The organism is Streptomyces sp. NPDC054866 (genome assembly GCF_053610745.1).
Genome location: NZ_JBSGZA010000001.1, coordinates 1,067,277 through 1,080,539 on the forward strand (window position 1 = coordinate 1,067,277; position 13,263 = coordinate 1,080,539).

At 70.8% G+C, this 13,263-nt stretch carries 13 protein-coding genes; 8 read left to right on the plus strand and 5 right to left on the minus strand.

Going from position 1 to position 13,263, the window contains the following annotated elements:
* Positions 1–15: 15 nt before the first annotated feature.
* Together ACWGI2_RS04525 and ACWGI2_RS04530 are read left to right on the plus strand one after the other, a co-directional pair.
* Positions 16–1,215: a glycine C-acetyltransferase gene (locus ACWGI2_RS04525; protein WP_453394639.1), complete on the plus strand. Its 1,200-nt coding sequence runs from the start codon at positions 16–18 to the stop codon at positions 1,213–1,215.
* Between the two features lie 71 nt (positions 1,216–1,286).
* On the plus strand, positions 1,287–2,186 hold the full coding sequence (locus ACWGI2_RS04530; protein WP_453394640.1) for a LysR family transcriptional regulator: 900 nt from the start codon (positions 1,287–1,289) through the stop codon (positions 2,184–2,186).
* Between the two features lie 49 nt (positions 2,187–2,235).
* On the opposite strand, the gene ACWGI2_RS04535 is transcribed toward ACWGI2_RS04530, so the two are convergent.
* The 3 genes from ACWGI2_RS04535 to ACWGI2_RS04545 all read right to left on the minus strand — a co-directional run bounded on the left by ACWGI2_RS04535 (position 2,236) and on the right by ACWGI2_RS04545 (position 5,130).
* Positions 2,236–3,489: an RICIN domain-containing protein gene (locus tag ACWGI2_RS04535; RefSeq protein ID WP_453693805.1), complete on the minus strand. Its 1,254-nt coding sequence runs from the start codon at positions 3,487–3,489 to the stop codon at positions 2,236–2,238.
* Between the two features lie 280 nt (positions 3,490–3,769).
* Complete coding sequence (locus ACWGI2_RS04540; protein ID WP_453693807.1) at positions 3,770–4,303, minus strand: hypothetical protein; 534 nt, start codon at positions 4,301–4,303, stop codon at positions 3,770–3,772.
* Between the two features lie 56 nt (positions 4,304–4,359).
* On the minus strand, positions 4,360–5,130 hold the full coding sequence (locus tag ACWGI2_RS04545) for a sulfite exporter TauE/SafE family protein (protein ID WP_453693809.1): 771 nt from the start codon (positions 5,128–5,130) through the stop codon (positions 4,360–4,362).
* A gap of 83 nt (positions 5,131–5,213) precedes the next feature.
* Here ACWGI2_RS04545 and ACWGI2_RS04550 point away from each other — a divergent pair, with 83 nt between their 5' ends.
* On the plus strand, positions 5,214–6,164 hold the full coding sequence (locus ACWGI2_RS04550) for a LysR family transcriptional regulator (protein WP_453693811.1): 951 nt from the start codon (positions 5,214–5,216) through the stop codon (positions 6,162–6,164).
* Positions 6,165–6,654: 490 nt separating this feature from the next.
* Here ACWGI2_RS04550 and ACWGI2_RS04555 read toward each other — a convergent pair whose 3' ends face one another.
* Positions 6,655–7,650, minus strand: a complete 996-nt coding sequence (locus tag ACWGI2_RS04555; RefSeq protein WP_453693813.1) for a LacI family DNA-binding transcriptional regulator — start codon at positions 7,648–7,650, stop codon at positions 6,655–6,657.
* Between the two features lie 627 nt (positions 7,651–8,277).
* Between ACWGI2_RS04555 and ACWGI2_RS04560 the strand changes: the two genes are divergently transcribed.
* The 5 genes from ACWGI2_RS04560 to ACWGI2_RS04580 all read left to right on the plus strand — a co-directional run bounded on the left by ACWGI2_RS04560 (position 8,278) and on the right by ACWGI2_RS04580 (position 12,334).
* Positions 8,278–9,141, plus strand: a complete 864-nt coding sequence (locus ACWGI2_RS04560; RefSeq protein WP_453394646.1) for an ABC transporter permease — start codon at positions 8,278–8,280, stop codon at positions 9,139–9,141.
* Between the two features lie 60 nt (positions 9,142–9,201).
* Complete coding sequence (locus tag ACWGI2_RS04565; protein WP_453694657.1) at positions 9,202–10,230, plus strand: ABC transporter substrate-binding protein; 1,029 nt, start codon at positions 9,202–9,204, stop codon at positions 10,228–10,230.
* A gap of 56 nt (positions 10,231–10,286) precedes the next feature.
* The gene (locus tag ACWGI2_RS04570; protein ID WP_453693815.1) at positions 10,287–11,132 is read left to right on the plus strand and encodes an ABC transporter ATP-binding protein; all 846 of its coding nucleotides are present in this window, start codon (positions 10,287–10,289) and stop codon (positions 11,130–11,132) included.
* Between the two features lie 99 nt (positions 11,133–11,231).
* Positions 11,232–11,795, plus strand: a complete 564-nt coding sequence (locus ACWGI2_RS04575; RefSeq protein WP_453693817.1) for a helix-turn-helix domain-containing protein — start codon at positions 11,232–11,234, stop codon at positions 11,793–11,795.
* Positions 11,792–12,334 carry an N-acetyltransferase family protein gene (locus ACWGI2_RS04580; RefSeq protein ID WP_453693819.1) on the plus strand — a complete coding sequence of 181 codons (543 nt, stop codon included), beginning with the start codon at positions 11,792–11,794 and terminating at the stop codon, positions 12,332–12,334. The genes ACWGI2_RS04575 and ACWGI2_RS04580 overlap by 4 nt, the downstream gene beginning before the upstream one ends.
* Positions 12,335–12,376: 42 nt before the next feature.
* On the opposite strand, the gene ACWGI2_RS04585 is transcribed toward ACWGI2_RS04580, so the two are convergent.
* Positions 12,377–13,195, minus strand: coding sequence for a sugar phosphate isomerase/epimerase family protein (locus ACWGI2_RS04585; RefSeq protein WP_453694658.1), 819 nt, complete (start codon positions 13,193–13,195; stop codon positions 12,377–12,379).
* Positions 13,196–13,263: the final 68 nt, after the last annotated feature.

A 13,263-nucleotide genomic window follows, 5' to 3' on the forward strand; every position in this document is an offset into this window, starting at 1 on the left:
CCGAAGGAATCAAGCATGTTCGACTCCGTACGCGACGACCTGCGCACCACCCTCGACGAGATCCGCGCCGCGGGCCTGCACAAGCCCGAGCGCGTCATCGGCACCCCGCAGTCCGCCACGGTCGCCGTCACCGCGGGCGGGCGCCCCGGTGACGTACTGAACTTCTGCGCGAACAACTACCTCGGCCTCGCCGACCACCCCGAGGTGATCGCCGCCGCGCACGAGGCCCTGGACCGCTGGGGCTACGGCATGGCGTCGGTGCGCTTCATCTGCGGTACGCAGGAGGTGCACAAGGAGCTTGAGGGGCGCCTGTCCGGGTTCCTCGGCCAGGAGGACACGATCCTCTACTCGTCCTGCTTCGACGCCAACGGCGGAGTCTTCGAGACGCTGCTCGGCGCCGAGGACGCGGTCATCTCGGACGCCCTCAACCACGCGTCGATCATCGACGGCATCCGGCTGTCCAAGGCCCGCCGCTTCCGGTACGCCAACCGCGACATGGCCGACCTGGAGCAGCAGCTGAAGGAGGCCTCCGAGGGCGGCGCACGCCGGAAGCTGATCGTCACCGACGGCGTCTTCTCCATGGACGGGTACGTCGCCCCGCTGCGGGAGATCTGTGACCTCGCCGAGCGCTACGACGCGATGGTGATGGTCGACGACTCGCACGCCGTCGGCTTCGTCGGCCCCGGCGGTCGCGGCACCCCCGAGCTGCACGGCGTCATGGACCGCGTCGACATCATCACGGGCACGCTGGGCAAGGCCCTCGGCGGCGCTTCCGGCGGCTACGTCGCCGCCCGTGCGGAGATCGTCGCACTGCTTCGCCAGCGCTCGCGCCCGTACCTCTTCTCGAACACGCTCGCCCCGGTGATCGCGGCGGCCTCGCTGAAGGTCATCGACCTCCTGGAGTCGGCGGGCGACCTGCGGGAGCGGCTCGCCGCGAACACGGCGCTGTTCCGCTCGCGGATGACCGAGGAGGGCTTCGACATCCTGCCGGGGGACCACGCGATCGCCCCGGTGATGATCGGCGACGCCTCGGTCGCGGGACGGATGGCTGAGCTGCTCCTGGAGCGCGGCGTGTACGTGATCGGCTTCTCGTACCCGGTGGTGCCGCAGGGCGCGGCCCGTATCCGCGTCCAGCTGTCGGCCGCGCACTCCACGGAGGACGTGAACCGCGCGGTGGACGCGTTCGTCGCTGCGCGGGCGGAGCTGGACGCCTGAGCGAGGGTGCCTGAGCCCCTTGGCTGGACCGCTGGTGTCGGTGGGGCCCGTGGTTTGGGACAATCGACCCCATGATCGAAGCGCGGCGGCTGCACATCCTCCGTGCGGTGGCCGACCACCGCACGGTCACGGCCGCTGCCGCCGCGCTCTATCTCACTCCGTCCGCGGTCTCCCAGCAGCTGACCGCCCTGGAGCAGGAGACGGGCCACCGCCTGGTCGAGCGAGGTGCCCGCGGGGTCCGGCTGACGCCGGCCGGCGAGATCCTGCTCTCCCACACGAACGCGGTCCTCGCCCAGCTGGAACGGGCCGAGGCGGAGCTCGCCGCGTACAGTTCGGGCGCGGCCGGGACGGTGACGGTGGCGTCCTTCGCCACGGGGATCGCCCTGGTCGTCGGTCCCGCCCTGGCCCGTCTCGCGAACGCCGCGCCAGGGATACGGGTGCGGGTCCAGGACGCGGAGGGCGACGCGAGCCTGCCGATGGTGCTCGACCGGCAGGTGGACGTCGCCGTGGCGGTGGAGTACCGGGGAGCGCCGGGCGCGGACGACCCGCGCCTCACGCGCGTCCCGCTGTACGCGGAACCGTTCGACGCCGTGCTTCCGGAGACCCATCGCCTCGCGGAGGCGGAGCGCGTGCCGCTCGCGGAGCTGGCCAAGGACGCGTGGATCGGGCCCTTCGCCGGGAACCCCTGCCATGACGTGGTGATACTCGCCTGCGAGGCGGCGGGCTTCCAGCCCCTCCTCGAACACTGGTCGGACGACTTCCGGGCGGTGGTCGCCCTGGCCTCGGCGGGCGCCGGCGTGGCCCTGGTGCCCCGGTCGGCGCTGCGGGGCATGGACGTCTCGGGGGTGGTGATCCGCCCGGTGGAGGGCGTTGCTCCCACCCGCCGCGTCTTCGCGGCGGTGCGGTGCGGTGCGGAGGAGCATCCGCTGATCCGCCCGGTGCTCGACGCACTGGGGGAAGCGGCGGGGTGACGGGCTGACGGGGTGACACCACCGGGCGGTCGTCACATCCAGGCGGTGGCTACATCCAGAGGCCGTCGAGGAACGGGTAGGCCTCGGTCAGCTTGACCGGGCCCTGGATGAGCCTGTCCTCGGAGACGACGACGAACTCGTCGCCCTTGGTGAGGAAGTAGTGCGCCGTGGAGCCGGAGACGGCCGTGGCCGCCGCGTCCGGCCCGAACCCGAAGGCATCGGGCGCGGCCGTCAGCAGGAACTGCTGGTGGGACGAGCCGCGTGCCAGGTCGACCTTCGTGGGGTCCATGGTGCAGCTGTCCTTGCGGCCGAAGACCACGAGCCTGTTGCGCTCGGTACCGAAGCCGGTGACGTCGCACAGCTCGCCGACCGCCTGTACGAGGCCGGGGTGCAGGATGCTCTCCGCGTCGTGGACGGGGCCATGGCGCTTGTCGGAGAACTCGACGGCCTGGTCGCGCGTGAAGCCCAGATAGGTGTGACCGCTTCGCTTGGCGGCAGGGCCGACGGCGTCGAAACCGTCCCTGAACGGCTTGGGCAGGTGCGGGAACTGATCGGCGATTTTCCTGGGTCCCGCCTCGATGCCCCGCCGCTTGGAGAAGCGGATGAACTCGTCCCCGCGGAAGCCCTCGAAGCGTACGTACGGCGTATCGCTGTCCGGGATCGCCTTGGCCGCGGCCTCGAAGACCCCGCCGCCCGCGTCGAGCGCCTGCTTGGCAGCGCCGCTCAGGGAGCCGAGGACCGAGCCGAGGATGCCGCCGCTGGAGGAGACCACGGTGGCCGTCAGCGCGTCGAACGCCGTGGTCTCACCGCGGCTCTCCACCCGTTCGAGGCACCACTGCTGGGCGGTGCGGGCCCCCGCGGCGGGCTTGGCCGCCTGTTCCAGGGGCGCGTCCGGCACGGTGCTGTCGTCGTGGACGGACAGCAGGTGGCCGCTGTTGACATTGAGCAGCGTGTACCGGTCGTCGCCCGACGCCACCGGCCGCCACAGCTGGGACACCAGCAGATCCTGCCGGGTCTCCGCCGGGCACTGCTGCACCGGCGAGCCCGCGCGGCCGCGGCCGGTCATGATGTCCATGCGCAGGGCGCTGTGCACGCTCTGGAGCGTCCAGGCGCCCTCCTTGGCGGCGTTGGGCCGCAGATGCCACAACTGGCTGTACCGGGCGGTTCCTTGCGGGTGCAGCTCCCGCTGCACGATCGGGACGCTCTGCGCGGTCTTGGCCCCTCGCACTCCCGCGTACAGCCCGCTCGCCTCGTTCTTGAGCAGGTAGATCCCCTCGGACAACGCATCGGACAACGCAGACATTGCCAACCTCCGTGGAAGACGGACAGTGATCCCCCGAATGCAGTGATCCCCCGCCTGTGCGCCTCACAGAGTAGGAGCTGAGCCCGATTACCGATACGGGTGGATTTCGGCTGCTATTTACCCCTCAATTACCGGGACTTGGGGCAGCCATCCGCGCGGGCGTACCTCCAGGTGGGCTCAACTCGATGTGGCGGCCCGCCAGTTCGTTGGGGGCACGGCGGGGCGGAACGTGCCTGTAGTGAGTGGGCCGGTTCTCACCCGTGAGCGATCGGATGCAGCGTCAACTGCCTTGCCGCGCAATCCATTTGCGCAACGGCGCCAGGCCGCCGGAGACCGGTGCGGGCCCCAGGTCGTCGTCCCCGTCCTCGTGGCGTAGGACCCAGTCGTCGAGGTCGCGTGCCGCTTCCAGCGGATTGCCCGCCGCGTACGCCCGCCACCAGCCCACACCGTCGAGGGCGCCGGTGGCGGAGACTTCATCGGGGGAGCGCGATTCCTCCCGGAAGCAGGACTCGGCGGCGGCGAAGCGCGCCCGCGCCGTGCGCGCGTCCACGCCCAAGACATCACCGATCAGCTGCCAGCTCGCGCCGCCGAGCCGCTCGCACACGGCGGCGGCCTCGAAGAAGCGCTGCGCGGCCCTGAGTACGTGGGCGGCGTCGGCAAGGACCGCTCCGGGGGAGCGAGCGGTGCCGTCGGGGTGCAGCTCGTGTTCGCCGATGGGTACGGCGGCACGCGCGAGCCCGGCCAGCTCGCAGGCTTCGTAAGCCATCGCGAGACGCGCGCGGGCCGCGTCCGTGAGGTCATCCTCGTCTGCCACGCCGATCGCCCTCAACCGTCTCAACCGCTTCAACCACCTCAACTGTCTCAACCGCCTCAACCGCGCACGTCGCGCACGAAGTAGAGGGCGGTCATCGTCACGGCGGTGGTCAGGATGATGCTCCGTAGCAGCCGGTCGGAGAGGCGGCGTGCGAAGTGGGCGCCGGTGAAGCCGCCCGCCAGCGCGCCGACCAGCATGGTGGCGAGGATGAGCGGAGCGTTCAGCGCGTCCGACGCGACGAGGAGCAGCGCGGTCGCGCTGAGATTGATGGCCGCGATCTGGGTGACCCGCATCGGATTGCTGACCGCGGTGTCCAGTCCGAGACCGATGCCCCACAGGGCGAACATCATGATGCCTACGGCGCCGCCGAAGTATCCCCCGTACAGAGCGAGGAAGAACTGGCCGATCAGGACGGCCCGGGAACTGATGCTGATCTCGCGGCCGAGCGCGCCGCTCACCGCGCGGGAGACGCGGCGGCCGAAGGCGAGCACCACCGTGGCGAACCCGAGCAGCCACGGCACCGCGGCGTCGAACGACGCGGCGGGGAGCGCGAGCAGCAGGGCGGCGCCGAGCCCGCCCCCGATCACACTGATGGCCGTCAGCGCTTTGGTGGACGCCGCCCCGACCGGGGTGAGTTCGCGTCGGTAGACCCATCCGCCGGCCACGGCTCCCGGTACGAGGGCGATGGTCGACGACGCGTTCGCCGTCACGGGGGACAGGCCGACCGCGACCAGGGCGGGCAGCGCCACGAACGTGCCTCCGCCGCCGACGGAGTTCAAGGCTCCGGCGGCAGTGCCTGCCACGAGTACGAGGAGTATGTCTGCCACCTGCCGAGCATCGCCCCGTGGCCGGTGGGCCCACAATGCGTTATCGGTGTACCCAGCCTAAGGCTGTGACATAGGCTCACGGGGTGCGCTATGACCTGGACGATCTGCGGCTCTTCCTCGACATCGTGACGGAGGGGTCGATCACGGCGGGCGCCCGCCGGATGCATCTGAGCCTGCCGTCGGCCAGCGCCAGGGTCCGCTCCCTCGAACAACAGGCCGGTGTGGCGCTGCTGATCCGCGGCCGCAGGGGAGTGCGCCCCACCCCGGCGGGGAGCACGCTGGCCCGGCATGCGCGCGAGGTCCTCGCCCAGACGGTGCGGCTCGAGAGCGCGGTCGCGGGCTACACCCGGTCCCCGGCCGCTCCGTTGACGCTTCTGTGCGGCGGTTCCGCGATGCATCGGCTGGTGCCGCGCGCCCTGATCTCGTTCCTCCGGGCGCACCCGGACGTCGACGTCACGGTGTCCGAGAGCCGTACGCCGAAGACCGTGCGGAGGCTCGCGGACGGCGAGGCCGACCTGGGTGTGGTCGTCGACGACGAGGCACGCGACTGCGGCCTGGCGTTGGAACCGCTGGGCGACGACTCCCTCGTCGTGATCGGCCAGGCGGGCGGGATCCTCTCGGGCCGGACCGAACTGACCTACCGCGAGGCCGCGGAACACCCGCTGGTCGGCCTCTCCGCCGACTCCTCGCTGGGCCGCTGGATCGAGAAGCACCTCGGCCCGCACGCACCGGTGGCACGCCACCGGACCAGCGTCGCCCACCTCAACGCGGTCGTCGCCCTCGCGGCGGCCGGCGTGGGCCTCGCGGTGGTACCACGCAACGCCATCGACCCGAGCCGCCCCCTCGACGTCTGCGAACTACAGGATCCGTGGGCCCGCCGGCAACACCTGCTGGCATGGGGCGCCAAGAACCCCGCACCGTCCCCGGCGACGGAAGAACTCGCCGAACACTTGCGGCGTGCAGCGCGGGCGGAGGAGAAGGGGGAGGACGAGGGGGAGGGCGAGGGGGCGTGGGGCCGTCGTGGTTCGGGGTGAGGGGATTGGGGCGGGGGCGCCGGGCTGGGGCGGGACGCGCTGGGCTGGGGCGGGAGGAACTTGCTGTGGGGTGAGGGTGGAGCCGCGCGATCGTAGGGCGGTAGGTAACTCGGGTGGGTGGGGTAACTGGGTTACGAATAAGGGGTGTTGGTGAAGGGGGAGGCGTGACTGGGGCCGGTCAGCCTCGGCGGCGGGGAGGCGCCCGGCAGGCGTATGGGTTGCTCGGAGACGGCGTCGGCGGGCAGTAGTACGGGTTGTTCGGCGAGGGCGCTGCCGGGCAGGCGTATGGGTTGTTCGGCGAGGGTGCCGCCGGGTGGCTGTACGGGTTGTTTGGTGATGGGGCCGCCGGGTGGCCGTACGGGTTGTTCGGTGACGGGGCCGCCCGGTAGTCGGACGGGTTGTTTGGTGACGGGGTCGTCGAGCAGCCGTATCGGTTCATCGACGGCGACGGCGACGGCGACGGCGACGGGGGCGACGACGGCGCCGCGCGTTACCCAGGGGAGACGGTGCTGGCCCGCAGTACGACCTCCCCCCGTACCCGCACCACCCGCGACCTCGCGCCCCGTTCACGAAGGGCCAGGGCGAGTACGTCCCGGCCCATCCGCGTCAGCGGCAGCGCCACGGTGGTCAGCGGCGGCGTGAGTTCCCCGACCAGGGGGATGTCGTCGAAGCCCGCGAGCGACACGTCGTCCGGTACGCGGAGCCCCCGCTCCCGCAGCGCGCCAAGCGCCCCCACGGCCATCACGTCCGTCACCGCGAAGACGCACGTAGGCCTCTGCCCCCGCCGCAGCAGTTCGACCGCCGCCGCATGGCCTCCGTCACGGGTGAAGGCACCTTCCACGATCCGCTCGGGGGGAAGGGCGACCCCCGCGTCGGTCAGCGCCGCGCGGAACCCGGCCAGGCGGTCCGCGACCGTGGTGAGCCGTTCGGGGCCGGTGAGGACGGCGAACTCCCGGTGGCCCAGGGTCAGTAGCGCCCGCGCCAGTGCGCCCGCCCCCGCGCGGTTCTCGGGCTGCACTGTGTCCACGCGGAGGCTGCGGTGCCGGCTGACCACGGCGACGCGGCCTCCGTCACGTATGTAGGGAGCGAGCTCGGACTCCAACGACCGTTCCCAGGCGGGGTCCTGGAAGCCTGAGCCGATGAGCAGGATCGCGCGGGCCCGCTGCGCCCGCAGCATCGAGACGTACGCGATCTCCCGTGCCGGGGCGCGGAAGGTGCTGGCCAGCATGACGAGCAGGTCCTGCTCGGCGGCCGCCGCCATGACCCCGCTGGCGATCGCCGCGAAGTAGGGGTCGCCGACGTCGTGACAGATGACGCCGACGGTGTTGTTCGATGAGCTGGCGAGCGCCTGCGCATGGGCGTTGGGGATGTAACCGAGCCGGTCCGCCGCTTCTAACACCCGGCGCCGCAGTTCCTCGCGGACGCGCGTGGTGCCGTTCAGGGCGCGCGACGCGGTGGCCGGCGAGACCCCGGCGGTACGGGCCACGGCATGCAGAGTGACATGCAACCCACCCTCCCGCCCCCGCCCCACGACTCGTCCCCGCCCGCGCCCGTCTCCGGGGGACTGCGGGGGCCTTCGTTTGAGTGGGGCCGACTCTCCGGGCGCTCGCGCGGGTGAGCTCTGTTCCTCGGACTTACACCCGGGTGCGGCCTGCTCCTCGGACCTGCGCCCGGTCCCGGGGTGTTCCTCACGTCCGCGCCCGAGTGCCGATTGCCGATCGCTGGCCCGCCCTGCTCCGGGCCCTTCCTCCCGCCCCTGCCCTGCTCCGGTCAGTTCCTCGCGGGGCCTCCCGGCTCCGGCATCCTCCTCGGTGCCCCGCCCGGCCAGGGGCCCTCCCTCGCGTCCACCCCCGGGCGCCGATTGCTGCTCACGGGGCCGCCCCGACCCAGGCTCCTGCTCGCGCCCTAGCGCCCGCACCGCGCCCCCCTCGTCTCGCGTCGCGAAACTTCGAGCCGACCTATTGACCCTGCGGTCAGCCAGTCATTAGCGTGGCGGACACCTTATCAGAAAGCGCTTTCTGAAAGCGGTTTCCGCGTCGTCTCGCATCACCCTCCGCATCATCGAAGCTCCGCAACTGCCTCCGAAGTTCGCTGACCGCCAGGGGAGTTCACCGTGAGTCAGAGCGCACTGCAGGCAACTCCCGTGAAAACGGCAGGCGTTGCCGACCGCAGCCGCCCGACCCTGCGACAACGTACCGCCGAGGCGGCCGAGAAGAGCTGGCGGCCGCTCCTCCTGCTGCTCGTCTGCTTCGGCGCCTGGTGGCTGATCGCCGCCACCGAGATGGTCGAGGCGTATCTCGTACCCTCACCCGGCGCGACCCTCGACGTGATCCTCGACAAGCCGGACTATCTCTGGCAGCACAGCTGGGTGACCACGTACGAGACCCTGCTCGGATTCGTCATCGCCGTGGGCGTCGGCATTCTCTCCGCGGTCCTCATGGTCTACTCGACGACCGTCGAGAAGACGCTCTACCCGATCCTCCTCTTCGCCCAGGTCGTGCCGAAGATCGCGATCGCCCCACTCTTCGTCGTCTGGCTCGGCTTCGGGATCGCCCCGAAGATCCTCATCGCCGTGCTCATCGCCTTCTTCCCCGTCGTCATCTCGATGGTGACGGGACTGAAAGCCGTCGACCCGGAGATGCTCCAGCTCTCCGCCACCATGGGCGCGCGGCCCTGGCAGACCTTCCTGAAGATCCGCTTCCCGGCATCGCTGCCGCACCTATTCTCCGGCCTGAAGGTGGCCGTCACGCTCGCCGTGACCGGCGCCGTCGTGGGCGAGTTCGTCGGCGCGAACGAAGGCCTCGGCTATGTGATCCTCCAGGCCAACGGAAACCTCGACACCCCGATGCTCTTCGCGGGACTCCTCGTCATGTCGCTGATCGGCGTCGTCCTCTTCGTGCTCGTAGAGATCGCCGAGAAGCTGCTCCTGCCGTGGCACGCCAGCCGCAGGGACGTGGCCGCCACCACGACGTACTGAACTGACCTCCGCCCCCCCAGTCCCCCAGCCATGTCCGTCGTACGCGAGAAGGGCCGTCCCATGCACCCGCGCAGACTGCTCACCGGCCTCGCCCCCCTGGCCCTCGTCGCGGTGACCGCGACGGCCTGCGGCGGCGATGACGACAAGACGACCACCAGCGACTCCGGCAAGAAGCTCGACAAGGTGACGCTGACGCTCAACTGGTATCCGTACGGCGAGCACGCGCCGTTCTACTACGGCGAGAAGCAGAAGATCTTCGAGAAGCACGGCATCGACCTGGACATCAGGGCGGGCCAGGGATCGCAGAAGACGGTTCAGGCCACCGGCGCCGGGCAGACCGACTTCGGCTGGGCGGACACCCCGGCGGTGCTCGCGGGCGTCGACCAGGGCGTGAAGGTGAAGAGCCTGGGCGTTTTCCTGCAGACGACGCCCGCCTCCGTGCAGTTCTTCGACGCCCAGGGAATCAAGTCGCCCGCCGACCTCAAGGGCAAGACGATCGCGGGCACGGCGGGCGACGCGCTCACCAAGACCTTCCCGATCTTCCTGGCGAAGAACGACATGGAACTCTCCGACGTCAAGGTCCAGAACACCGACCCGGCGGGCAAGATCGCCGCGGTGATCTCCGGAAAGACGGACGCGCTGCTCGGGTACGCGAGCGACCAGGGCCCCACCATGCAGAACAAGGCCAAGAAGGACGTCTCGTATCTGCGCTTCTCCGAGAACGGACTCAACTTCTACTCCAACGGCCTCATCGCCGGGCCCAAGACCCTTCAGGGCAGGGGTGATCTGGCCAAGCGCATGACCGCCGCCGTGAGCGAGTCATGGGCGGCCGCCGAGAAGAGCCCGGAGCCCGCGGTCGCCTCCATGGAGGGCGCCTCCGAGCAACTGCCCCCCAAGGACGTGCTGTCCGAGCAGTTCAAGACGACGCTGACGCTGCTGCACACCGACGCCACGAAGGGGAAGGCGCCGGGCGCCAACACCGAGGCGGACTGGCAGCAGACCATCGACGTCTTCGCGGAGGCGGGCATGGTCAAGAAGGCCAAGCCCGTCGCCGAGTACTGGGACGCGGCCAAGGGGATCAAGGGCTGACAGGGGATCAAGGGCTGAGGGGCGGCAGGGGAATGGCGAAGGATGCGACTCTCAAGATGAGTGACGAGCCACGCGCGACTGCGGGGGAGCCGGCAGGGGAGGCACCGGGGAAGGCACCGCGCGATGCGCGGCCGACCGCTGTACGCCTCGATGACGTCGCCGTCCGCTTCCGTACGAAGAAGAAGGACGTCACCGCGTTGCGCGACGTCTCGCTGAACGTCGGCGCGGGCGAGTTCGTGGCGATCGTCGGGCCTTCGGGCTGCGGCAAGTCCACCCTCCTGAAGCTGGTCGCGGGGCTCCTCGCGCCCTCGTCGGGCGGTGTACTCCTCAACGGCGAGCAGGTGCGCGGGCCACGCCGCGACATCGGCTACGTCTTCCAGCGGGCCGCGCTCCTCGACTGGCGCACGGCACGCCGCAACATCCTCCTCCAGGCGGAGATGCGGGGAATCCCCGGAGCCGAGGCACGCGCGCGTGCCGACGAGCTGATCCGCATGACCGGCCTCGACGGCTTCGAGGACGCCTATCCGCACGAGCTGTCCGGCGGCATGCAGCAGCGTGTCGCGCTCTGCCGGGCGCTGCTGCACGAGCCTCCGGTGCTGCTCATGGACGAGCCCTTCGGGGCACTCGACGCGCTCACGCGCGAGCAGATGAACGTCGAGCTGAACCGGATCTGGCGCGAGACCGGGACCACCGTGCTCCTGGTGACCCACTCGATCCCGGAGGCCGTCTACCTGGCGGACCGCGTCGTCGTGATGAGCCCCCGCCCGGGCACGGTGGAAGAGATCATCGACGTAGGCCTCCCCGCCGAGCGTTCGTACGCGACGACGCTGGCGACAGCCGAGTTCCGCGAGGGCACCGGGCGCATCCGCGAGCTGCTGGGGGCGGTATCTGTGCACGAGTGAGGCGCCGGCGCACGAGTGAGGCGTCCGCGCACGAGTGAGGTGTGAGCCACAGCGGCCGACGATTGCCGGGCGTTTCATATCTGGGATAGCGTGCCGAATATGGAACATGACGGAGTCGACGACCGGCTCGCCGTCCGCCTCGCCGAGCTGCGCGCTGAACGCGGCTGGTCCCTGGGCGAGTTGGCGGACCGCAGCGGCGTGAGCCGCTCCACCCTGTCGCGGGCCGAACGCGCGGAGATCAGCCCCACCGCATCCCTCCTGAACCGGCTCTGCGCCGTCTACGAAAGCACCATGTCGCAGCTCCTGAGCGAGGTGGAGGCCGAGCCCGCGCAACTGGTGCGCGCCGCCGAGCAGAGCGTGTGGACCGATGGCGCGTCCGGCTTCGTACGGCGTTCGGTGTCGCCGCCGCACGCCGGACTGCGCGGCGAACTCGTCGAGGGCCGCCTGGAACCAGGCGCGGATGTGGCGTACGACCGGCCGCCCGTGCCCGGCCTGGAGCAGCACATCTGGGTGCTCGACGGGATGCTGGAGGTCACGGTCCAGGGCGATACGCATGCCCTGGAGGCGGGGGACTGTCTGCGCTTCCGGCTGTGGGGGCCGACACGGTTCCGGTGCGTGGGGGAGCGGGCCGTGCGGTATGCCCTGGTGGTGGTCTCGCGATGAGGGCTGACGGAACGCCGACGCGCCTCTCCACGGAACAACTCATCGCAGCCGCAGACGACTTGGCCGCCCTGCTCGCCGACGTCGTGGACGGCGGATCGTCCCTCGGCTTCCTCGCGCCCCTCGACCGGGCGACCGCCGCCGACTGGTGGCGTGGCCTGGCCCCGGCGGTGGCGGACGGGCGGCTCGCCGTCTGGGCCGCGCGCGATGCCGAGCAGGTCATCGGGACCGTCAGCGTCGGCTTCGTGGACAAGCCCAACGGCAGGCACCGCGCCGAGATCCTCAAGCTCATGGTCCACAGCTCCGCGCGCGGCCGGGGCCTCGCCCGCACCCTCCTGACCGCGGCGGAACAGGCGGCGGCCGACGCGGGTGTGACCCTCCTGATCCTGGACACGGAGACCGGCAGCCCCGCCGAGTCCCTCTACCGGTCCGGGGGTTGGACGGCGGCCGGGGTCATTCCGGACTACGCGACCGATCCGGCCGGGGCGCTCCACCCGACGACCCTCTTCTTTAAGAAGGTAGGTAGGTCGGTCCTTCTTTAAGAAGCTCGTCGCTTCGGGCGCACCCCAGCCGGATCCGGCACATCAGTACCGCAGCGCCGCCAGATACGCGTAACTGTTGCGGGCCGTGGCGAACGGATCGGCAGGGCTGTCGTGCTCCACCAGCCACTGCTTGACGCCGCCCACGCGCGCGTGGGCGAACATCGCGGCGAAGTCCAGTGTCCCCGAGCCGACGTCGGCGAAGCCGCCGTCCGGAGCCATGTCCTTCACGTGGAGCGCGGGGAACCGCTTGCGATGCCGCACGAAGTACGTCGCCGGATCGGCGCCGCCCTTCGCCGCCCAGTAGACGTCCAGTTCGAAGCCGACCAGATGCGGGTCGGTCTCGGTGAGGAGGATGTCGTACAGGCTCGCGCCGTCCACCACCACATGGTCCGTGCCGTGGTTGTGGAAGAGCACCGGGCCGAGGCCCGCGTCGCGCGACGCCTGCCCGATGCGGTTGAACTGCTGCGCCGCTTCCCGGAATCCGTCCGGCGTGTGCAGCGCGCCGGGCAGACTCGGCACCACCGGCCACTTCGCGCCGAGGGTGTGCAGATCCTCCAGCGCCTGCGGGAGACCGCTGCCCTTGAGGATGTCGTACGACACGTGTTCGAGGACCGCCTGCAGCTCCACGGCGTCGAGCATCCGCCTGATGCCGGCCGCGCTGTTCCCGTGCCGGCCGCTCACGCCCACCGTCGCGTAGCCGATGTCGGCGAGCCTCTCCAGCGTGCCCGCGAAGTCCTGCGCGAGGGCATTGCGCATCGTGTAGAGGTGCATGCCGATGCCGCCGCGCGGGATCTGCCGGCACCGTGACGCGTCACCCGCGCGGGCGGGCAGTGCGGTACCGAGTGCTGCCGCCAGCCCCATCGACGTACCGAGAAAGGCGCGTCTGGTCCCACTGAGGCTGGTCCCGTTCAGACCGGCTCTCTTCTTGG